The following is a 22624-nucleotide window of genomic DNA, read 5'->3' on the forward strand; positions in this document are numbered from 1 at the left end:
GACTAGCTTTTTTGACTAAAAATTGATTAAAAAGGTAGTCCAAATTTACAATATTTTAAAGTTGAAATTCAGAATATTTAGGTATTAACAATTTACTTTTTTTTCAGTTTCAATTTGAAAAAATCAATCGTTCTTGTCCATGATAATGTCGCTGATTTTTCATCATATCTTGGCGTTGTATTGTTGTGAAATCCATGATTTACACCTTCATAAAAGTAGGCCGTGTTTTCTACTTTATTTTTGTTTAGGATTTGTTCAAAAGCTGGCCAGCCGTCATTTATGCGCGTATCAAGACCTGCGTAATGCAGCATTAACGGGGTTTTGATTTTTTCTGCTTCTCCGGCGGTTGGTTGCCCGCCATAATAGGGAACTGCCGCTTTTAGATCGGGTAATTTAACCGCCATCATATTGGCAATCCAGCCACCAAAACAAAACCCAACAACACCAATATAACCATTACAGTCCTTATGCGATTTTAAATATTCAAAAGCGGCAATAAAATCTTCCAGCATTTCTTCGCGAGTACGTTTCTTTTGCAATTCCCTTCCGGCATCGTCATTGCCCGGATAACCGCCTAAAGGTGATAGGGCATCTGGCGCAAGTGTAATGAAACCTTCAATTGCGGCTCTTCTTCCAACATCTTCAATATAAGGATTTAGGCCTCGGTTTTCATGAACTACAATTATTCCTGGTAATTTCTTTTTGGTTTCTGCTGGTTGTGATAAAAGGCCTTTAATGCTTCCGCCGCCTTTTGGAGAATCATAATTGATATAGCCGGTTTTTAATCTTGGATCTGTGGGCTGAATTAAAATGCTGTCGACATAATTTGGTGTCATAAAACTTAAAAGCGATGGAAGTGTTAATGTTCCAACCGCAAAAATGGATAATTTCTCAATAAATATTCGGCGGTCAATTTTATTGTGAGCATAGTCATCGTATAAATCGAATACTTCCTGACTGATATCTTCTTTGGTTATTTTGTCCATAGCTTTTTAATTTTGAAAACTAATTTAGGAAATTAATTGATTACTTTTAAAGTTGATTTAATTCATACTTGTTTTGAAATACAGTGCACATTATCAGCGTTATATATAATTGTATAACTTCTGATGTAAATTATGTAAAGTATTCCGATTTCTATTTTAGAAATTTGGATAACATTAACCCAAAACTGTTTTTAAATTTTAAATAATCAAATAAGATGAAAAAGATAACCTGCTCACTTGCGCTTTCTCTAATATTTTTTATGTCGTTAAGCTGCTCTAGTTGTTCTAATGATAAAGATAATCCTGTAGATCCGGGAACTGCTACAGATCCAGTAGAAACAAATGCTCCTAATAGTGCTTATACGCCTGCATTTGCTGGACAAACGAGAATTGGCGGAATTAAAACCAATACCAGCTACGAAGGCGTTGTGGTAACAAGTGCATTGGCAAGTCCGTGGGGCGTAAAAATGCTTCCTGACGGCCGACTTTTAATCACTGAAAAAGCGGGGCAAATGCGTATTGTCACAACAGCTGGTGTTGTAAGCAGCCCGATTACCGGACTTCCTGCTGTTAATGCTTCAGGGCAAGGAGGTTTACTTGGTTTATGTCTTGATCCGGATTTTGCATCAAATAAAATGATTTATTGGGTTTATTCTGAATCGACTACAGGCGGAAATAATACGGCTGTAGCCAAAGGAAAATTAGCTACTGATGAAAAAACAATTGAAGGAATAACTGTTATTTACCGAGCAAAACCTGCAAATCCTAGTAATTTGCATTATGGAGGAAGAATTCTTTTTGATAAAACTGGAAATCTTGTTGTAAGTACAGGAGAACGCTCTGTTTTAGAAACTCGTCCTTTGGCACAATCTGTTTCTTCTGGTCTTGGAAAAGTTGTACGATTGACTAAAGAAGGACAAGCTGCTTCTGGAAATCCTATTTTTACAGGAACTGGAGCTTTATCAGAATTATACAGCATCGGACATAGAAATCCGCAAGGATTGGCACTTCATCCAGTAACTGGAGAAATTTGGGAAAGCGAGCATGGCCCTAGAGGCGGAGATGAAATCAACAGATTAAAAGCTGGCGCAAATTTTGGCTGGCCAACTATTACATACGGAATTGAATATAGCGGTGAAAAAGTAGGAGCAGGAATCCAGCAACAAAGCGGAATGGAACAGCCTGTTTATTATTGGGATCCTGTTGTTTCTCCAAGCGGTATGACATTTTATACAGGCAATCGTGTTCCAGAATGGGAAAACAATTTATTTATTGGAGCTTTAAGCGGTATGCACATTGTTAGACTTGCAATTGAAAATAACAAAGTTGTTGGAGAAGAGCGATTATTGGCTTCAGAAGGTCAACGTTTCAGAGATATTACACAAGGAAATGATGGCGCGCTTTATGCGGTAACAGATCAAGGCCGACTCTATAAAATTGACAAGAAATAAAAACTAAAAACGCTGCTGAGAATAAAAAATCAGCAGCGTTTTTTTAATGCAAAATCTTTTTTTTGAAATAAAGTATTTGAGTTTTATAAATTTTATTACTTTTACTAAATCGATTTAGGAATGTTTTTATTTTACTTTACATGAAGAAGATATTATTTAGTTGCCTGTTTATTTTTGTTTTAAACCTGTTTACAAATGCACAAGAATTAAAATCACCTGATGGAAATTTGAGGCTGGAATTTCATTTAGATTCAGCTGGAAGTCCTGTTTATTCTTTGAATTTTAAGGAAAAAGAAGTATTGAAGAAAAGTAAAATGGGGTTTATTTTGAAATCAGATATTTTGCTAAATAAAGATTTTAAGATTACTGATACTCAATTTCAGTCGGAAAATAGTGTTTGGCAACCCGTTCTTGGAGAACAAAAAGAAATCAAAAACAATTATAATGAAATGAAAGTTTCATTAGAGCAGGAAAAAAGCAAAAGAAAGCTGATAGTATGTTTTCGTTTGTTTAATGACGGATTAGGTTTTCGCTATGAATTTCCTGTTCAGGAAAATTTGCGTCATTTTATAATTCAGGAAGAAACAACCGAATTTAATCTGACTGGAGATCATAAACTTTTCTGGATTCCGGGCGATTATGATACAAACGAATACAGTTATACGACTTCAAAAATATCTGAAATGCAGGCTTTAGTTTATGATGCTGTGCATGTACCGTTAGCCGCACAGACTACGATTAAAAATTTAGCTACACAGACACCGCTGATGATGAAGACGAATGAGGGACTTTATATTAATATTCACGAAGCAGCTTTAAAAAATTATCCGGCAATGTGCCTGAATGTAAACGATAAAACTTTTTCATTGAGTTCACATCTTGTTCCCGATGCAGTGGGCAATAAAGGATATATCCAGACCGGAAGTTTTACACCTTGGAGAACAATTGTAGTCAGTGACGATGCCCGCAATATATTGGCTTCAAAAATGATATTAAATCTTAATGAGCCTTGTAAATATGAAGATGTTTCGTGGATTAAACCCGTAAAATATATTGGCGTTTGGTGGGAATATTTTACAGGCGGAGGATCGACTTGGGCTTATTCTGATAATCAGGATGTCGTAATTGGCAAGACTGATTTTTCTAAATTAAAACCAAATAATACGCACGGAGCAAATACCAAGCATGTTAAAGAATATATTGATTTTGCTTCTTCAAATGGTTTTGATGCTGTTTTGGTTGAAGGATGGAATGAAGGCTGGGAGGATAATACAGCTTTTAAAAAAGAGCGAATTTACAGTTTTACAAAAGCATATCCAGATTTTGATGTAAAAGAACTAAGCGAATATGCAAAGCAAAAAAAGGTAAAAATCATTATGCATCATGAAACGACATCTTCTGCTTCAGAATATGAAAGACAATTAAACGATGCCTTAGATTTCATGACCGCCAATAATTATAATGCTGTAAAAACAGGATATGTTGGTCCAATTATTCCGAGAGGAGAACATCATGATGGTCAGCAAATGGTGAATCATTATACTTATGTAGCAACTGAAGCAGCAAAACATAAAATTATGGTAGATTCACATGAAGCAGTTCGTCCAACTGGTTTACACAGAACATATCCAAACTGGTTTGCACAGGAATCGGCACGTGGTACTGAATTTGAATCGATGGAAGGAATTCATCCTGATCATACTACAATTTTGCCATTTACAAGATTAATGGGTGGGCCAATGGATTATACGCCGGGAATTTTTCAAGGCGATTTATCAGTTTACGGATCTAAGAAAAATAAATTGAGTACAACAATTGCAAAACAATTGGCATTGTATGTAACAATGTACAGTCCGTTGCAAATGGCAGCCGATTTGCCTGAAAATTATATCCGATTTAAAGATGCTTTTCAGTTTATTAAAGACGTTGCTTTAGATTGGGATGAAACCTATATTCTGGAAGCAGAACCAGGTGATTATATTACAATTGCAAGAAAAACAAAAGGAAAACAAGAATGGTTTGTGGGAGGTATTACAGATGAAAATTCACGCACAGCTTTAATCGATTTTAGTTTTCTTCCGACAGGAAAATCATTTACTGCAACTATTTATGAAGATGGCAAAACAGCTGATTATAAAACAAATCCGCAGTCGTATAACATTCGAAAAATAACCGTAAACAGTAAAAGTAAATTGAAACAAAAATTGGCTTCTAGCGGTGGAGTGGCCATTTCGATAAAATAGAAATAAAAAAAAAATAAAAATTTAGATATGAATACAATAAATTATCCATTACAGTTTGAACCAATTCTGAAAGAAAGAATTTGGGGCGGAGAAAAATTAAAAACGCTACTTAATAAGCCAATTGTTTCAGCTATTACAGGTGAGAGTTGGGAATTATCAACAGTTGAAGGCGATGTAAGTATTGTAAAAAACGGTGATTTAAAAGGAAAATCTTTAACAGAATTAATTGAAGATGCTCCAAATGAAATTTTAGGAACTGCAGTTTATGCCCGATTTGGAAAACAATTTCCGCTGCTTTTTAAGTATTTAGATGCCAGAGAAGATCTTTCAATTCAGGTGCATCCTAATGATAAATTGGCTAAAGAACGCCATAATTCATTCGGAAAAACGGAAATGTGGTACGTAATGCAAGCTGATACAGATGCCCGAATTATTGTTGGTTTTAAAGAAGATTCAAGCAAAGAAGAATATCTGGAAAATCTAAATAACAAAACATTGGTTTCGATTTTAGATGATGTAAAAGCCAAAGCAGGTGATGTATTCTTTCTGGAAACAGGAACAGTTCACGCAATAGGAGCGGGTTTGGTTGTGGCGGAAATTCAGCAGACCTCAGATATAACCTATCGTTTATATGATTTTGACAGAACAGATGCAGAAGGAAACAAACGTGAATTGCATGTAGATTTGGCATTAGACGCTATTAATTACAATAAAGTTTATACGTATAAAAATTACGAGAAAGTCGAAAATAAATCAAATGTTATTGTCGATTGCCCTTATTTTACCACCAATATTATTCCGCTTGACGGAGAAGTTGATTTTACGAAATCAGGAGAGACTTTTACCGTTTATATGTGTACAGAAGGTGGTTTTAAAATTGAAATTGAGGGTGAAACTTATTCTTATATAAAAGGAGATACAATTTTGATTCCGGCAGCAGTAAAAACCTTTACCGTAAAGGGAACAGCTTCAATTTTAGAAGTATTTATCTCATAAAAAAAGAGCATTTTATTTTCGGTAGAAAAAATTAATATAGCATATAATCCTTGTAAATACTGAGGAATATATGTTATATTAACTCTAAAAAAATGATTCGTTCAAAAAAATATTTACAAAATCGTTTTAGTAATCATTTTTAATATATATTTGTGAAATAATTAATAACCGCTTAATAAAAAATTAACTTCTTCAATGAAAAAAATAACTATAAAAGATATTGCTACAGAAGCTGAAGTTTCTATATCTACAGTATCTTTTGTTATTAATGGTAAGGGAGAGAAAATGGGCATTAGTGCAGCGGTTATTAAAAAAGTACAGGATGTTGCTGAAAGTCTGAATTATAGACCTAGTATGATTGCAACCAGTTTAAGAACCGGAAAAACAAGATCAATAGGACTTATCGTAGAAGACATTTCGAATCAGTTTTTTGCTGATTTGGCGCGAGTAATTGAAGATGAAGCAAAAAATATCGATTACAGGGTTTTCTATTGTAGTACCGGTGATGACGATGAACGTTCTGAAGAATTGATACATAGTCTTTTACAAGCAAATGTTGATGGTTTTATCATTACACCGACTAAAAATTTGGAAGAGAAAATTGATCTGCTTTTAAAACTGAAAAAACCGGTTGTATTAATTGATAGATATTTTCCAGGACAGCGAGTGAGTCATGTGGTTGTAGATAATTATGAAGCATCAAACTCGGCAACAAAATTCTTGATTAACAAAGGCTGTAAAAATATTGCCGTTGTCAATAGTACCTCTGAAATGGTTCAGATGAAACTAAGGGAGGATGGATACAGAGATGCTTTAAAAGAAAATGGAAATTATAATGAAGCGCTTGTTCTACATATTGATTACCACAGTAATGAAGAAGGTAGAATTACAGCAATTGTGAATTTTTTTGAAAAGAATCCAGACATTGATGCCGTTTTATTTTTAGCAAATTATATGGGACTTGCGGGTCTTCAGGCTTTTAGAAAAATAGGGGTCAGTATTCCTGAAGATATTTCAGTAATTTGTTTTGATGATCATGACAGTTTTAAATTGCATACGCCTACAATTACTGTTGTTGCACAGCCAATTGAAGATATTGCAATTAAATCAATACAATTGTTAATGAGTCAGATGACGGATATGGAAACATTTAAAGTTGAAAAAAGTCTGAAAAAAGGAAATTTGATTATTAGAGAATCGGTTTAATTTTAAGATGATATTAAATAAAAAGAAAGAAAACGTTTTCGTTTTTTTTTACCTATTTTACTAAATCGTTTTAGTAAAATTTTAGAAAAATAGATCTGATTAGAATTTGTCTTTTTCGATATAAAATATTGATTTTTTGGAGAGTAGCAAAAAATTATAAAGCATAGTATTTAAAGGTGGAGATCTTTAAGTGCCTATTACAATTGAGTTCGAATTTATTACTAATTATTAAAAAACAATCACGTTAAAACAAACAAAAATCAAAACAAATAACCAAAAAAAATGCTTATGAAACGAATTTTAGCAGTGTTAGGAATGGTATTGTTAAGCAGCCTTGGAGCTGTTGCGCAAAATCGATTAATAACAGGCATAGTTGCTGATGCAGAGAACAAGGGAATTGTTGCTGCATCCATTGAGGTTCAAGGAAAACCATTTAGCGCAGTTACTGACGCTGAGGGGAGATTTAAAATGAATGTTCCAGAAGGTAAGGTTACACTTAATGTATCTTCTATCGGTTTTGTATCAAAATCAGTAGTACTTCAGGAAAACGAAAACAGAGTTTCGGTTGTATTAATCGAAAATGCACAAGAATTAAAAGATGTAGTAGTAACTTCATTTGGAGTTAAAAAACAAAAGAAAGCTTTAGGTTACGCAGTTGGAGAACTGAAAGGAGATGACCTTACAAAGAATAAAGAAATTAACTTAGGAAATGCCCTTCAGGGAAAAATTGCCGGAGTTAACGTTTCTGCGCCGGTTACAGGACCTTCTGGTTCAAGCCGTGTGGTTATTCGTGGAGCAACTTCAGCTTCTGGATTAAACCAGCCTTTGTATGTTGTAGATGGTATTCCAATTGATAATAGCCAACAAGGAAATGCTAACATGTGGGGTGGAGCGGATAAAGGAGACGGAATGTCGTCATTCAACCCAGAAGATATTGCTTCTATGTCAGTATTAAAAGGTAGTGCCGCTTCTGCTCTTTATGGTTACAGAGGATCAAATGGTGTTATCTTGATTACGACAAAAAAAGGTAAAAACGGAACTGGTTTAGGAGTAGATTTCAGTACAAATTCTACTTTCAATACACCAGCAAGTCTTTTGCATTGGCAAGATCAATACGGAGCTGGAGCGCCTGTAAACGGTGTTGCTACAAGATTCAGCGATCTGCAAGAACTTAGAGATTCTTACTATTTTGCTTGGGGAGATAAATATGACGGAACGCCTTCTCTTTCGCTTGACGGAAAAACAAGACCTTACCAAGCATATGGAAAAGACAATGTTGAGAATTTCTACAGAAACGGATATTCTTTCAGTAATACATTAGCAGTTTCTGGAGGAAATGAAAGTACTAATTTCAGATTATCTTTCGGAAATACTAAAGATGAGTCAATTATGCCAGGAACAAATTTCGCAAGAAACAACGTGGCATTAAGTTTGAATTCGGCTCCAAACAAAAAAATAAGCATTGAGTCTAATGCGCAATATATTACAGAGAAAAGTCATAACCGACCTTATTTGAATGATTCGCCTAGAAATCCTTCTTTCCCAACCACTTTTATGACGCCGGGAACTGACATCAGATGGATTAGTGATGCTTATGATGCTAACGGAGGTGAAGCAGATTATTTTGGTGCAAACACGTACCATACAAACCCGTATTTTGCGACTCAAGAACCTTTAAATGATGACCTTAGAAAACGTTTCATCGGTTCTGCAAAAGTGAATTATAACATTACAGAAAAAATTTATGCTAAAGGTGTTATTGGTATTGACGATATTAATTATGAATATACTGAAATCGAGCCTACTGGAATAAACTACAATCCTGGAGGATCTTACGAAAACAGAGTAGAAGGTCGTACAGAGTACAACGCTTCGGGTTATTTAGGATACAAAGGTGATATCGTAAAAAATCTTTCATTAGATGCTTTTGTTGGAGCAAACCGTCAGCATAACAGATATAGCGGTATTAAAATGAAAGGAAATAATTTTATTGTTCCGTTCAAATATTTCTACGGAAATACACAGCCTGATAAAACAGAAAAATTATTTTCTGAAAGCGAAGTAAACTCACTTTTCTATTCTGCTGATATCGGTTACAAAGATTTCTTATATGTAAGTTTAACAGGTCGTGAAGATTGGTTTTCTACTTTAGATCCATCAAACAATAGTACTTTTTACCCATCTGTAAGTTCAAGTTTCATTTATTCTGAAGTTATTGATTTACCAGAATGGATGTCTTACGGTAAATTCAGAGCAGGTTGGGGTAACGTAGGAGGAGCTTTGCCAGATGCTTATGCTTTATCATTGACTTACACTGCGCCAGACGGACAAACAGATTCTCAAGGACAACCAATTTTAGGTGTTAACGGAGAAACAGTTCCAAACAAATTCCTTAAACCTTATAATGTAAGTACAATCGAATTTGGTTTCGAAAATACTTTCTTCAATAATAGATTAAGTACAGATTTGACTTTCTACCAAAAAAGAACAACAAACGATATTGCTGATGCTGATATTTCTCAGGCTTCTGGTTACAGAACAACAAAAATCAACGTTGGTGAAATCCTAAATAAAGGGGTGGAGTTTGCTGTGAACTTAAAAGCAGTTAAAACACCTAGTTTCTCTTGGAGTGTTGGATATAATTTTGCTTACAATGACAGTGAAGTAATTAGTCTTTCGGATAAAATTACAACAAAATCATTGGAAGGAAACAGAGATTCTAGAGCTTCTGTAGTTTTAGAAAAAGGACAGCCTTTTGGAGTAATCAAAGCGTATGATTATTTAAGAGATGCAAGCGGAAACATTGTTCTTGATACAAATGGAAAATTCATGAGAGGAAATTTAATCATTGCTGGTCAAGGTGTTGCGCCAACATCAATGGGACTTACAAATGATTTCTCTTATAAAAACTTTACACTTTCAGTTTTTGTTGATGCGAAATTTGGAGGCGAAATCTATTCTGCTACAAATCAGTTAGGAACTCGTTACGGATTATCAGAAATCACACTTCCAGGTCGTGAAGGAGGAATTGCAGTATCAGGAAAAGATGTTAACGGAAATGCTGTAAACACAACAGTTTCTGCTTATGATTACTGGAGAAGTTACAGTGATGTAACATCAAATTTTGTTTATGATGCTGATTTTGTTAAGCTTAGAGCGATCTCTTTTGCATACAATTTCCCAAAAACATATTTGCAAAAAACTCCATTTCAATCTATCAGTTTAGCATTTTCTGCACATAACTTATGGACTATTTATGACAAAGTGCCAAATATCGATCCAGAGTCTAACTATTCTAATAGTAATGCTCAAGGTCTTGAAAGAGCTTCTATGCCTTTGACAAGAAATTATGGTTTAACGCTTAATGTCAAATTCTAATCATAAAAATTGAAAGATGAAAAATAGATATATAAAAATATTTTGTGTCGCAATTGTTAGTGCAATGACATTGGCAAGCTGTGACAAAGGATTCGAAGAAATGAATACGAATCCAAATGCTTTGACTGATCCGGCTGTAAAATCAATGTTCACACTTGCTGAAATTTATGTTGATGGTCAGGATTATTCAAACACAAGAGGAAACAATGCTTATGCAGCTCAAATTGTACAGCACTTTTCTTCATTAGGAGGACCAGGTTCAAAATACACGTATTCTTCTGAGTATTCAGGTTCTCTTTTTGGAGAATCATACGGAAAAGGATTAAACCAGATTTTTCAGTTGATGTCTGTAATTAAAGACGCTCCGGATAATACAAATACGATTCAGGCTTGCCGAATCATGAAGGTTTTCTTGTTCCAAAAATTGACAGATACTTATGGTGAAATTCCTTATTTCGAAGCAGGAAAAGGATATAACGGAAATATTTTTGCCCCAAAATATGACACACAAGAAGCTATCTACAATGACCTTTTAAAAGAATTGGATGAAGCTGGAGATGCTTTAGATGCTAACAAAGCATTTGTAGGCAACGCCGATTTGTATTACCAAGGTGATGTTGCAAAATGGAAAAAATTGGCAAACTCTTTAATGTTGAGAGTAGCAATGCGTTTGTCTAAAGTAAATCCTGCAAAAGCAAAACAATATGTTGAAAAAGCAGTTACAAAAGGTGTTTTTACTTCAAACGATGACAGTCTTGTTTTAAAACACGATGCAGGACCTCAGGGAGTTAAAACAAATCCAATTACATCATCTTGGGTTAGAAATGATTTGAATGGAGGAGATGCAAATACAAAATACAGCAAAACCTTCATCGATTTATTGAAAAACAGCAATGACCCTCGTTTGAGAATTTATGCAAAATTGGAAGCGACAGGAAACAATAATCCTGCTAGTCAACAAGGTCTTGCAAATGATGCAAAAGAATTTCCTGGAGGAGACAAAAAACTGTTTTCAGATCCAAATACTTCTACAGTATTGCGTTTAGATGCTCCAACTTTGATTATGTCTTATGCTGAAGTTAAATTCATCTTGGCAGAAGCAGCTGTAAAAGGCTGGAATGTTGGTGGAACAGCTCAAAAATTATATGAAGACGGAGTTAGAGCCGCTATGGAAGTTTTAGTGATTTTTGGAGACAAAGTGCCTGCAGTTTCACTTGCTGAGTACAATACTTATATCACAGCAAATCCGTTTAAAGCTGCCGGAACTGAAGCACAAAAAATTGAGCAGATTATTACTCAAAAATGGATTGTATTATTATTTAATGGTTTTGAAGCATTTTCTGAATACAGAAGAACTGGATATCCAGTTTTAGTTCCTGTAAATGATCCTACCGGAGAAACTAAAGGAACAATTCCGAGAAGATTAATTTATGATCAGTCAGAATTAATCACAAACGCTGCAAATTATAAAGAAGCAATTTCGCGCCAAGGGTTGGATTTAATGACAACCAGAATTTGGTGGGATAAACAATAGTTTTTAAATATTGGTTAGTTAGTTGAATTAAGCCGGGTAGGAATACCTGTACCTCCTCCCGGCTTATTTTTTAATTTCTATTTTGATTTTCATTAAATTAGAAGAGTTTTATCACCCAATTATTCCCAGTTTTCAAAATCATTTTTTTCGCAGACGATAAAATTCGTGTGCTGAAAAAGATGAGATTATCTTCAAAAGAATATAATTAAGATGATAAAGATTTTAAGAGTTATGAATCTAAAATCAGAAATCTAAAATAAACTAAGCTTGGCAGCCGTAAAAGGGAAATTTTTTCTGAATATTTTGTTAGTTGCTTTTATTCTAAAATGTAAACCTAAAAGAGAAGCGCAATTGCGGTCAATTGCACTTCTCACTCTGCCGGCGATCAATTTGATTCGATAATAATTTAGTATTCAGTAAAAATGAAACATTTAAAGAGAGTTTATTGGTGTTTGGGCATTTGTGCAGCAAGTTTTTCATTTGTTGCCAATGCCCAAAATATAAATATAAAAGAAGGCTGGAAGTTCCGTGAAACGAAAACCGAAAAATGGTTTCCAGCTACAGTTCCCGGCGAAGTCCATACTGATTTGTTGAATAACAAAACAATTCCGGATCCATTTTATAGAGACAATGAAAAGAAACTGGTTTGGATTGAGAAAAAAGATTGGGAATACAAAACCACTTTTCAGGTTTCGCCAACACTTTTAAAAAAGAAAAATGCCGAATTAGTTTTCGACGGATTAGATACATACGCAACGGTTTATCTGAACAATAAAGAAGTTTTAAAAGCAGATAATATGTTTCGTCAATGGCGAGTTGATGTTAAAAAGCTTTTGAAATCGGGAAACAATGATTTGGTTGTCGTATTTAAATCGGCACAAAATGTTGTGGATTCTTTGGCAAAAAAAGATCTTCCTTTTGTAATTCCGGACAATCCTCGTGCTTATGTACGTAAAGCGCAATATCATTTCGGATGGGATTGGGGACCAAAATTCACCACTTGCGGTATTTGGAAAACACCTCGTTTAGAAGTTTATGACGAAAAAGCGCCAGAGAAACCCTATGTCCTGGATCGCAAAATAGAATTAGTGCAACAGCCGGATAATCTCGGGAAAACTTTCTTTTTTAAAATTGATGGAAAGCCAGTTTATATGAAAGGCGCCAATTATATTCCGTCAGATGCTTTTCTTTCAAGAGTAACCAAAAAGGAATATGAAAAAGTAATTGGAATGGCTAAAGATGCCAATATGAATATGCTTCGTGTTTGGGGAGGCGGTATTTATGAAGATGATTATTTCTACGATTTATGTGATAAAAACGGAATTTACATTTGGCAGGATTTTATGTTCGCCGGAACAATGGTACCGGGAGATGATGCCTTTTTTGACAATGTAAAAAAAGAAGTACAGTATCAGGTAAAGCGTCTTCGTCATCATAAAAGTATTGTTTTGTGGTGTGGTAACAATGAAGCCGATGAAGCTTTTAAAAACTGGGGATGGCAAAAAAGCATGAACATGTCTAAACAAGATTCGACTCGTTTATGGAAAGATTATGTTCGTTTGTTTCAGGACAGTATTCCAAAATGGGTGAAAGAAGTAGATACTAAACGTCCGTATATAAGTTCTTCGCCACGATTTCACTGGTCAAGACCTGAAAGTCTAACAGAAGGCGACAGCCACTATTGGGGAACTTGGTGGGGATTAGAAGATGTAGAAGCAGTTCAGAAAAAAACAGGCCGTTTTGTGAGCGAATATGGAATGCAGGCAATGCCAAATTATTCTTCAATGGAAAGAATTACGTTGCCAGAAGACCGATATTTATATTCAGATATTTTAGAAGCGCATCAAAAAGCAGGTAAAGGATTCATGAAATTAGATTCGTATTTGAATCGATATTTTATAAATGAGACAAAACTTAAGAAAATGAGTGTTGAGGATTATACATACCTCACACAATGTCTGCAATATTATTCGCTGAAGAATATTATCGGAATTCATCGTTCAAAAGCGCCTTATAATATGGGAACTTTAGTTTGGCAGTTAAACGATTGCTGGCCGGTAGCAAGCTGGAGCGTAACCGATTATTACGATCGTCAGCCAAAAGCCGCTTGGTACGCCATGAAAGAAGCCTACAGAGATGATAAAACGCCAGAAATAGATTTAACCCGCCCGATTGATTTAAAATTGGAAGACCCAAAAATCACTTGGGAAATAAAAGGAAATAAAGTAGTTTTAAAAGCATCAAAGTTGGCTAAATATGTAAATGTTTCCATAAAAGGCTATACAGGAAAATGGAGCGATAATTATTTCGATTTAAAACCTGGAGAAGAAAAAACAATCTCTTTTGAGGGAAAAATCGAAAAACCAGTTTTGAAGGTTTATTCGCTTTATGAGGTTTTAAAAAGATACAACTAAAAAAAGGTGCTAAGGTTCTAAGTTACTGAGGTTCTAAGGTTTTTGAGAAAGAGACAAAGAGACAAAGGCTTTCCGTAGAGACGCACAGTAGTGCGTCTCCTCAAAGTTTTAAAGTTCTAAAATAAAAAAATACCAGCGTAAATCAGTTCAATCCGTTTCATCCGTGGCCAATTACGCAAGTCAAATAAAAATAATATGATTACAAAATATACCAAAATAGCTTTTAGCGGTTTTTTAGCTTTAAATCTATTTTTTGCTAATCCTGCAATTTCACAGGAAAAGAAAGCAAAACAAGCAATTCCGGATTATACAAAATATGTAAATCCATTGATTGGATCAGCAGGTCATGGCCACGTTTTTGTTGGAGCCAATGTTCCTTTTGGAGCCGTTCAATTGGGGCCTGTGAATATTTTTGAAGGCTGGGACTGGTGCAGTGGTTATAATTATGTTAGCAATACCATTTTAGGTTTTACACATACACATTTAAGCGGAACTGGTATTGGCGATTTGAACGATATTTTAATTCTTCCAGTTTCGGGAAAAGTGCCTTTGTTTAAAGGAACAAAAGAAGATATGACAAATGGTTATGGTTCTTATTTTTCACATGAAAACGAAGTAAGCAAACCAGGATATTACAGTGTTTTATTGGATAAATATAAAATCAAAGCCGAATTAACTGCAAGCGAAAGGGTTGGTTTTCATAAATACACTTTTAATTCTGCCAATGATAATCACGTTTTAGTAGACCTTGCTGACGGAATTGGCTGGGACAAACCTATAAAAACCTTCATCAAAAAGATAAATGAAACAACACTTGCAGGTTATCGTTTCTCTGCTGGATGGGCAACAGATCAGCGCGTTTATTTTACAATGGAATTCTCTGAACCAATTTCGAATTTAGCTTTATACGATGATAAAGCAGCTGTAAATGGAAATGAAGGCGAAGGTTTGAAAATGAAAGCAGTTTTGGATTTTACAACTTTGAAAAACAAACAAGTTTTAGTAAAAGTTGGAATTTCTCCAGTAAGTGCTGAAAACGCTGCTGCAAATATAAAAGCAGAAATTCCGAATTGGGATTTTGATCAAACGGTTAAAACAGCTTCTTCAAAATGGAACGCCGAATTAAATAAAATCCAGATTACAGGAAATGATAAAACAATGAAAGTTTTTTATACTTCATTATATCACACCATGTTTGCGCCTTCCATTTTTAATGATGCCAACGGAGATTATAGAGGAACGGATAAAAAAGTGTACGAAAAAGCAAATTTCACCAACTACACAACTTTCTCACTTTGGGATACTTACCGCGGACTTCATCCATTATATACAATAACACAGCCAGATAAAATTAATGATATTGTAAAATCATTTTTGGCAATTTACCAACAACAGGGTAGATTACCGGTTTGGCATTTGATGGGCAACGAAACCAATACAATGAATGGAAATCATTCGATTGCTGTAATTGCTGATGCGTACTTAAAAGGATATCGCGATTATGATGTAGCATTGGCTTATGAAGCAATGAAAAAAACAGCCATGCAAACGCGTGACGGAATGGATTACGTTCAAAAACTGCAATATATTCCTGCCGATAAAATGCTGGAAACCGTTGGAAATGCTTTAGAATATGCCATCGATGATTATTGTATTGCACAAATGGCAAAGGCTTTAAACAAAACAGAAGATTATGATTACTTCACAAAAAGAGCCAATTTGTACAAATTGTATTTTGATAAAGAAACCACTTTTATGCGCGGTAAATTGACTGATGGAAATTGGAGAACACCATTCAATCCGCTTTCATCAGCGCATCGTAAAGATGATTATGTTGAAGGAAATGCGTGGCAATATACTTGGCTTGTTCCTCAGGATCCTTATGGTTTAATTGATTTATTTGGAAGTGAAAGTAAATTTTTGGCTAAATTAGATTCGCTTTTTCAAATTACAGATAAAGTAGAAGGAGAAGAAATTTCACCAGATATCAGCGGTTTAATTGGACAATACGCGCAAGGAAATGAGCCAAATCATCATATTCCGTATTTGTATGCCTTTGCCGGACAGCCTTGGAAAACAGCGAAATTAATTCGTGAAATCGATGATAAATTCTACTCAACAAAACCTGACGGATTATGTGGTAATGAAGATTTAGGACAAATGTCGGCTTGGTATGTTTTATCTTCAATGGGGTTTTATTCGGTTAATCCTGCAAATGGAGTTTACGTTTTAGGAAGCCCGCTTGTAAATTCGGCAGTAATTCATCATAAAAAGGGAATTTCATTTTTAATAAAAGCAATTGATAATAGTGCAACGAATATTTATATTCAAAAAGCGGAATACAACGGAAAACCTTATACAAAATCATATATCACGCAAGAAATGATTGTAAAAGGAGGAGAGCTGAAATTGTTTATGGGAAGTAAACCATCAGCAACTTTTGGAGTAAAAAAATCAGACAGACCGATTTAAAGCGTTTTCAGTCTTCCAAGGTTTTAAAAGCCTTGTAGATGTTTTTGAAAGTTTGAGTTTAGAATGGAATAAGAATAATTTATAATAATATGAAACTAAAGAGTTTAATTTTTTTAGGAGTATTACAAAGCTGCATTTTTCTTAATGCACAAGTAAAAACCGTTGATCCTGCAGAATATGTAAATCCGTTAATGGGAACACAATCGTTACATAGTCTTTCTAATGGAAATACGTATCCAGCGATTTGCAGACCTTGGGGAATGAATTTCTGGACACCACAAACCGGAAAAATGGGTGACGGATGGGCTTATATTTATACAGCCGAAAAAATTAGAGGATTTAAACAAACCCATCAGCCTTCACCTTGGATGAATGATTACGGTCAATTTTCGATTATGCCTGTTACGGGTAAATTGGCTTTCGCGGAAGCGGATAGAGCAAGCTGGTTCAGTCATAAAGCCGAGGTTTCAAAACCGTATTATTATAGTGTATATCTGGCTGATTATGATGTTACAACAGAAATTACAGCAACTGAAAGAGCAGCGCATTTTCAGATTACTTTTCCAGAAAATGAACAATCTTCAATTGTTGTAGATGCTTTTGATAAAGGTTCATATATCAAAATTATTCCTTCAGAAAATAAAATTATCGGTTACACAACACGCAATAGTGGAGGCGTTCCAACTAATTTTAAAAACTATTTTGTATTGGTTTTTGACAAACCTTTTGCAACAAATTCGACTTGGAATGACAAAGGTTTAGAAAAAGACAAACTGGAATTGCAAGATAATCACGCAGGAGCAGTTGTAGGTTTTAAAACTAAAAAAGGAGAAATTGTCAACGTAAAAGTGGCTTCCTCTTTTATAAGTCCGGAACAAGCAGAACTTAATTTAAAAGAATTAGGAAATGCTTCTTTTAATGAAACTGTTGAGGCTTCTAAAAATGAATGGAATAAAGTTTTAGGAAAAATAACTGTCGAAAGCAACGACGCGGATCAATTAAAAACTTTTTATTCTTGTTTGTACCGTGCAACTTGTTTTCCTCAAAAGCAATATGAAATAAATGCAAAAGGAGAAACAGTTCATTACAGTCCGTACAACGGAAATGTTGTGCCAGGTTACATGTATGCAGGAACTGGTTTTTGGGATACTTTCCGAGCGTTATATCCGCTATTGAATTTGGTTTATCCTTCAATAAATAAAGAAATGCAGGAAGGTTTGATCAATGATTATAAAGAAGGCGGGTTTTTACCAGAATGGTCAAGTCCAGGTTTCAGAAATGTAATGGTTGGGAATAATTCGGCTTCTGTAGTTTCTGAGGCTTACATTAAAGGATTACGCGGTTACGACATTAATACTTTGTATGAAGCTTTAGTTCACGGAGCAAATAATGAAGGACCTTTAGAAGCGGTTGGAAGAAAAGGAGTTTCGTATTACAATACACTTGGTTACGTTCCTTATGATGTGAAAATTAACGAAAATGCAGCAAGAACTCTTGAATATGCTTACGATGATTTTGCAATTTGGAAATTGGCGAAAGCCTTAAATCGTCCGAAAAAAGAAATCAGTTTATTCGAGAAACGAATGATGAATTATAAAAACTTATATAATCCGTCAATCGGTTGGATGAGTGGCAGGAATAAGGACGGAAGTTTCCCTACTAATTTTAATCCGCTAAAGTGGGGAGATGCTTTTACAGAAGGAAATGCATTGCATTACAGTTGGAGTGTTTTTCATGATGTTCAAGGTTTGATTGATTTAATGGGTGGACAGAAAAAATTCACAGAAAAATTAGATGCTGTTTTTACAACGCCTCCGGTTTTTGATGATAGTTATTATGGATCAGTTATTCATGAAATCCGCGAAATGCAGATTATGAATATGGGGCAATATGCACATGGAAATCAGCCAATTCAGCACATGATTTATTTGTATAATTATGCAGGACAACCTTGGAAAACGCAATATTGGTCAAGAGAAGTAATAAATCGTTTGTATAAGCCAACTCCAGACGGTTATTGTGGTGATGAAGATAACGGTCAGACTTCAGCTTGGTATATTTTCTCAGCAATGGGGTTTTATCCGGTTTGTCCAGCAACAGACGAATATGTTTTGGGAGCACCGTTATTTAAAAAACTGACTTTGAATTTAGAAAACGGAAAACAGCTTATTATCAACGCTTCAAAAAATTCAGAAACCAATAAATATGTAAATGATTTAAAATGGAACAACGCTTCTTATTCAAAAAATTATATCAATCATTTTGATGTTTTAAAAGGAGGCGAATTAAATTTTGATATGTCGGCAGAACCTAATTTACAAAGAGGAACTTCTAAAGACGCTTTTCCATATTCTTATTCAAATTCAAAATAATACTATGCAATCACGTAGAAAATTTATAAAAAATACAGGCATTTTTTCAGCAGGATTATTAGCGCTTCAAACGGATGTGTTTGCAATGAATTCAGACAGCTTTAATTTTGCACTTAAAGATTTTATCAGCAAAAGACCGCCATTAGCAGAAAGAAAATTTACAAGTCCAGCTATTGAAGCAGCGATTGTGCGAATCAAAAAACAAATTGTAAATCCAGAATTAGCATGGCTGTTTGAAAACTGTTTTCCAAATACATTAGACACGACAGTTGATTTTGAAATCATCGACGGAAAACCCGATACTTATGTAATTACGGGAGATATTGATGCTATGTGGCTTCGCGACAGTACAGCGCAAATTTGGCCTTATATTCCGTTTGTAAAAGAGGATAAAAAATTAGCTGAATTGGTAAAAGGTGTAATCAACCGCCAGACAAAATGTATTTTGTTAGATCCTTACGCGAATGCTTTTTATAAAGATTTTAATCAGGTAAGCGAATGGAAAAATGATATGACCAAAATGCAGCCTGGTATTCACGAACGTAAATGGGAAATTGACAGCTTGTGTTATCCTATAAGACTTGCTCATGGTTATTGGAAAGAAACTGGAGATATAAGCCTATTTGATAAGAAATGGAAAGAAGCAATGCTTTTAGTATTGCAGACTTTTAAAGAACAACAAAGATGGCATGATAAAGGCCCTTACAATTTTCAGAGAGTAACAGCTTGGGCGACAGACGGAGTGCCGTTAAGCGGTTACGGGTATCCTGTAAAACCTTGCGGATTAATTGTTTCTACATTTAGACCAAGTGACGATAGTACTTTATTTGGGTATTTGATTCCAAGCAATATGTTTGCGATTGAAGTTTTGGGTTATTTGATCGAAATTTTCTCTTTACCGGCTATGTTGGACAAAGATTTGGTTGCCAAAGCCACAGAATTAAGAAATCAAGTTCAAAAAGGTTTAGAAGAAAACGGAATTATCGAGCATCCAAAATTCGGAAAAATCATTGCTTTTGAAGTAAACGGATACGGCAGTTTTCATATGATGGATGATGCTAATGTTCCGTCATTATTATCGCTTCCATATTTAGGGGCGATTAAACCTGACAGTCCGTTGTATTTGAATACACGAAAAGTAGTGCTTTCAGAAAACAATCCTTTTTTCTACAAAGGAAAAGCGGGTGAAGGAATCGGCGGTCCACACACGGGTGCCGATACAATTTGGCCAATGAGTATTGTTTTGAGAGCGATTACAAGTGTTGACGAAAAAGAAATTAAAGCCTGCATTGGCAATTTGATCAAAACAAATGCTGATACTGGTTTTATGCACGAATCGTTTCATAAAGACGATGTAGCAAAATTTACCCGAAAATGGTTCGCCTGGGCAAATACACTTTTCGGAGAAATGATTGTTCACACGAGCATCAAATATCCACAGATTTTAAAAGAAAAATACATCTAAAATTTTCCTTTAATCAGAAATAGAATAAGTTAATAAATCAGTTGTAGTTATAGTTTCAATATTATAATGAAGGAATTTTTATGCCGTAAATGAAAATTGAAAAGCTAAAACTGAATTTCAAAAATAAGATAAAATAGAAGAAATGAATAAAGAATATGCCGTTGGAATTGATATTGGAGGAACGCACATTACCGCTGCAATCATTGATATTGTAAATATGAAAGTGATTGATTTTTCAGTGCAAAAAGAATCTTTCGATTCTAATTTGCCTGTGAATGAGGTAATGTCAATATGGGAAAAAGTAATCCGGACTTCGGTTGAAAATTCAAAAGTAGAAGCAATTAATGGACTTGCAGTTTGTATGCCTGGTCCGTTTGATTATACTAACGGACTTTGCTGGATCAAAGACCAGTCAAAATACGAACATTTTTATGGTTTGAATGTGCGTTATTTATTTCAGGGAACATTAAACTTATCAAGCGAATTTCCAATTCTTTTTGAAAATGATGCGGTTTGTTTTGGAAAAGGAGAAGTTTTTAAAAATGCCGAAAATTTATCTAAAAAAGTGATGGCAGTGACACTTGGTACTGGACTTGGAGCTTGTTTTATTGATAAAGGAATTTCAATTTCATCGGGAGAATCAGTTCCTCAAGATGGAGAAATTTGGAATCTTCCTTTTAATGATGGAATGGCTGAAGATTATGTTTCTGCAAGAGGTCTTTTGGCCAATTACAAAACTTTGGCAGGAAAAGAAAGCAACAGTGGATTAGAACTCTACAATCTTGCTTTGAATGGTGATGAAATCGCAAAAAAAGTTTTTGAAGAAATGGGAGAGAATCTGGCAGCAGTTGTAATTCCATGGTTGAAGAAATTTGGCGCGGATGAATTTATTATTGGTGGAAAAATTGCTAATGCGAGTCAATTTTTTCTTTCAGCTTTCAATAAAAAAATAAATGAAAGCGGAATCGAAATTGGTGTTTCTATTTCTACTGATAACGAAATTGCAGCTTTATTAGGTGCTTCAAGTATGTTTTATAAAGGATAGATTTTATAAATTTACAGTTAAGAAAACCTTATTCCCCCAAGTTTTAAAATACAAGTCATGACAAATCGCAGAAATTTTATAAAAACAACCGCAATTGCTTCTGTTGCAGTAGCATTGCAATCTTTTCAGACGAATTCTGAGAAAGATGAAAAAGTACTTTCTAAAAAAGGAAAGAAACCAATTGTACTTTCGACATGGCGATTTGGAATTCCTGCAAATGAAGCAGCTTGGGAAGTTCTTAAAAAGAATGGAAAAGCGCTGGATGCTGTAGAAGCAGGTGTAAAAGTCCCAGAAGCAGATCCAAAAGAAAGAAGTGTAGGTTATGGGGGACGCCCAGACAGAGATGGACGCGTAACACTTGATGCCTGTATTATGGACGAAAATGCAAATATTGGTTCTGTTGCTTGTCTTGAATTTATAAAACATCCTATTTCTGTTGCGAGAGCCGTGATGGAAAAAACGCCTCACGTAATGCTTGTTGGCGATGGTGCTCTGCAATTTGCATTGGAACAAGGTTTTAAAAAGGAAAATTTACTTTTAGAAGAATCTGAAAAAGAGTGGAAAGAATGGCTAAAAGACAGTAAATACAAGCCAATTGCCAATATTGAAAATCACGATACTATTGGAATGATTGCTTTAGATGCTGATGGAAATCTTTCCGGAGCGTGTACCACAAGCGGAATGGCGTTTAAAATGCACGGACGCGTTGGTGATTCGCCAATCATTGGAGCAGGTTTGTATGTTGATAACGAAATTGGTGCCGCAACTGCAACAGGCCATGGAGAAGAAGTAATCAGAATTGCTGGCTGTCATTTGGTTGTTGAATTGATGCGTCAGGGAAAATCGCCTCAAAAAGCCTGTGAAGAAGCTGTAGCCAGAATTGTCAAATTGACTAAGAACAGAAATAAAGATTTAAAAGATATTCAGGTTGGTTTTATTGCTTTAAACAAGAATGGCGAATATGGTTCGTATTGCGTTCAGGGCGGTTTTAATTATGCTGTTTATGACGAAACCGGAAATCGCTTAATTGATGCTGATTTTTTCCTGAAATAAACCTGTTGT

The 22624-nt window shown here is 34.8% G+C and carries 13 protein-coding genes; 12 read left to right on the top strand and 1 reads right to left on the bottom strand.

Features of this window, described 5'->3' with window-relative positions:
• Positions 1 to 92: 92 nt before the first annotated feature.
• Positions 93 to 986: a dienelactone hydrolase family protein gene (locus GQ47_RS17875; protein ID WP_035651282.1), complete on the bottom strand. Its 894-nt coding sequence runs from the start codon at positions 984 to 986 to the stop codon at positions 93 to 95.
• Between the two features lie 215 nt (positions 987 to 1201).
• On the opposite strand from GQ47_RS17875, the gene GQ47_RS17880 reads away from it, so the two are divergent.
• The 12 genes from GQ47_RS17880 to GQ47_RS17935 all read left to right on the top strand — a co-directional run bounded on the left by GQ47_RS17880 (position 1202) and on the right by GQ47_RS17935 (position 22615).
• Positions 1202 to 2437 carry a PQQ-dependent sugar dehydrogenase gene (locus GQ47_RS17880; protein WP_035651284.1) on the top strand — a complete coding sequence of 412 codons (1236 nt, stop codon included), beginning with the start codon at positions 1202 to 1204 and terminating at the stop codon, positions 2435 to 2437.
• A gap of 140 nt (positions 2438 to 2577) precedes the next feature.
• Positions 2578 to 4680, top strand: a complete 2103-nt coding sequence (locus GQ47_RS17885) for a glycoside hydrolase family 97 protein (protein ID WP_035651288.1) — start codon at positions 2578 to 2580, stop codon at positions 4678 to 4680.
• A 27-nt stretch (positions 4681 to 4707) separates the two neighbouring features.
• Positions 4708 to 5676 (top strand): type I phosphomannose isomerase catalytic subunit, encoded by a 969-nt coding sequence (locus tag GQ47_RS17890; RefSeq protein WP_035651291.1) that lies wholly within the window; start codon positions 4708 to 4710, stop codon positions 5674 to 5676.
• 195 nt (positions 5677 to 5871) lie between these two features.
• Positions 5872 to 6882: a LacI family DNA-binding transcriptional regulator gene (locus tag GQ47_RS17895; RefSeq protein WP_035651293.1), complete on the top strand. Its 1011-nt coding sequence runs from the start codon at positions 5872 to 5874 to the stop codon at positions 6880 to 6882.
• A gap of 288 nt (positions 6883 to 7170) precedes the next feature.
• Positions 7171 to 10260, top strand: a complete 3090-nt coding sequence (locus tag GQ47_RS17900; protein ID WP_035651451.1) for a SusC/RagA family TonB-linked outer membrane protein — start codon at positions 7171 to 7173, stop codon at positions 10258 to 10260.
• Between the two features lie 16 nt (positions 10261 to 10276).
• A complete protein-coding gene (locus GQ47_RS17905; RefSeq protein WP_035651296.1) occupies positions 10277 to 11794 on the top strand; it encodes a SusD/RagB family nutrient-binding outer membrane lipoprotein in 1518 nt (505 codons plus the stop codon).
• A 422-nt stretch (positions 11795 to 12216) separates the two neighbouring features.
• Positions 12217 to 14208 carry a beta-mannosidase gene (locus tag GQ47_RS17910; RefSeq protein ID WP_035651298.1) on the top strand — a complete coding sequence of 664 codons (1992 nt, stop codon included), beginning with the start codon at positions 12217 to 12219 and terminating at the stop codon, positions 14206 to 14208.
• 195 nt (positions 14209 to 14403) lie between these two features.
• Positions 14404 to 16680: a GH92 family glycosyl hydrolase gene (locus GQ47_RS17915; protein WP_035651300.1), complete on the top strand. Its 2277-nt coding sequence runs from the start codon at positions 14404 to 14406 to the stop codon at positions 16678 to 16680.
• A gap of 89 nt (positions 16681 to 16769) precedes the next feature.
• Positions 16770 to 19052: a GH92 family glycosyl hydrolase gene (locus tag GQ47_RS17920; protein ID WP_035651303.1), complete on the top strand. Its 2283-nt coding sequence runs from the start codon at positions 16770 to 16772 to the stop codon at positions 19050 to 19052.
• 4 nt (positions 19053 to 19056) lie between these two features.
• Positions 19057 to 20517 carry a glycoside hydrolase family 125 protein gene (locus tag GQ47_RS17925; RefSeq protein WP_035651306.1) on the top strand — a complete coding sequence of 487 codons (1461 nt, stop codon included), beginning with the start codon at positions 19057 to 19059 and terminating at the stop codon, positions 20515 to 20517.
• A gap of 142 nt (positions 20518 to 20659) precedes the next feature.
• On the top strand, positions 20660 to 21562 hold the full coding sequence (locus tag GQ47_RS17930; RefSeq protein WP_035651308.1) for an ROK family protein: 903 nt from the start codon (positions 20660 to 20662) through the stop codon (positions 21560 to 21562).
• Positions 21563 to 21619: 57 nt separating this feature from the next.
• The gene (locus GQ47_RS17935) at positions 21620 to 22615 is read left to right on the top strand and encodes an isoaspartyl peptidase/L-asparaginase family protein (RefSeq protein WP_035651310.1); all 996 of its coding nucleotides are present in this window, start codon (positions 21620 to 21622) and stop codon (positions 22613 to 22615) included.
• Positions 22616 to 22624 lie beyond the last annotated feature (9 nt).

Origin of the sequence: Flavobacterium sp. ASV13, from assembly GCF_000745775.1 — a bacterium.
Lineage (GTDB): Bacteria > Bacteroidota > Bacteroidia > Flavobacteriales > Flavobacteriaceae > Flavobacterium.

Coding starts and splice junctions, on each gene's coding strand:
- GQ47_RS17920 (WP_035651303.1), top strand. CDS start 16,770: ATGAAACTAAAGAGTTTAATTTTTTTAGGAGTATTACAAAGCTGCATT.
- GQ47_RS17930 (WP_035651308.1), top strand. CDS start 20,660: ATGAATAAAGAATATGCCGTTGGAATTGATATTGGAGGAACGCACATT.
- GQ47_RS17900 (WP_035651451.1), top strand. CDS start 7,171: ATGAAACGAATTTTAGCAGTGTTAGGAATGGTATTGTTAAGCAGCCTT.
- GQ47_RS17885 (WP_035651288.1), top strand. CDS start 2,578: ATGAAGAAGATATTATTTAGTTGCCTGTTTATTTTTGTTTTAAACCTG.
- GQ47_RS17915 (WP_035651300.1), top strand. CDS start 14,404: ATGATTACAAAATATACCAAAATAGCTTTTAGCGGTTTTTTAGCTTTA.
- GQ47_RS17925 (WP_035651306.1), top strand. CDS start 19,057: ATGCAATCACGTAGAAAATTTATAAAAAATACAGGCATTTTTTCAGCA.
- GQ47_RS17875 (WP_035651282.1), bottom strand. CDS start 986: ATGGACAAAATAACCAAAGAAGATATCAGTCAGGAAGTATTCGATTTA.
- GQ47_RS17895 (WP_035651293.1), top strand. CDS start 5,872: ATGAAAAAAATAACTATAAAAGATATTGCTACAGAAGCTGAAGTTTCT.
- GQ47_RS17905 (WP_035651296.1), top strand. CDS start 10,277: ATGAAAAATAGATATATAAAAATATTTTGTGTCGCAATTGTTAGTGCA.
- GQ47_RS17890 (WP_035651291.1), top strand. CDS start 4,708: ATGAATACAATAAATTATCCATTACAGTTTGAACCAATTCTGAAAGAA.
- GQ47_RS17910 (WP_035651298.1), top strand. CDS start 12,217: ATGAAACATTTAAAGAGAGTTTATTGGTGTTTGGGCATTTGTGCAGCA.
- GQ47_RS17880 (WP_035651284.1), top strand. CDS start 1,202: ATGAAAAAGATAACCTGCTCACTTGCGCTTTCTCTAATATTTTTTATG.
- GQ47_RS17935 (WP_035651310.1), top strand. CDS start 21,620: ATGACAAATCGCAGAAATTTTATAAAAACAACCGCAATTGCTTCTGTT.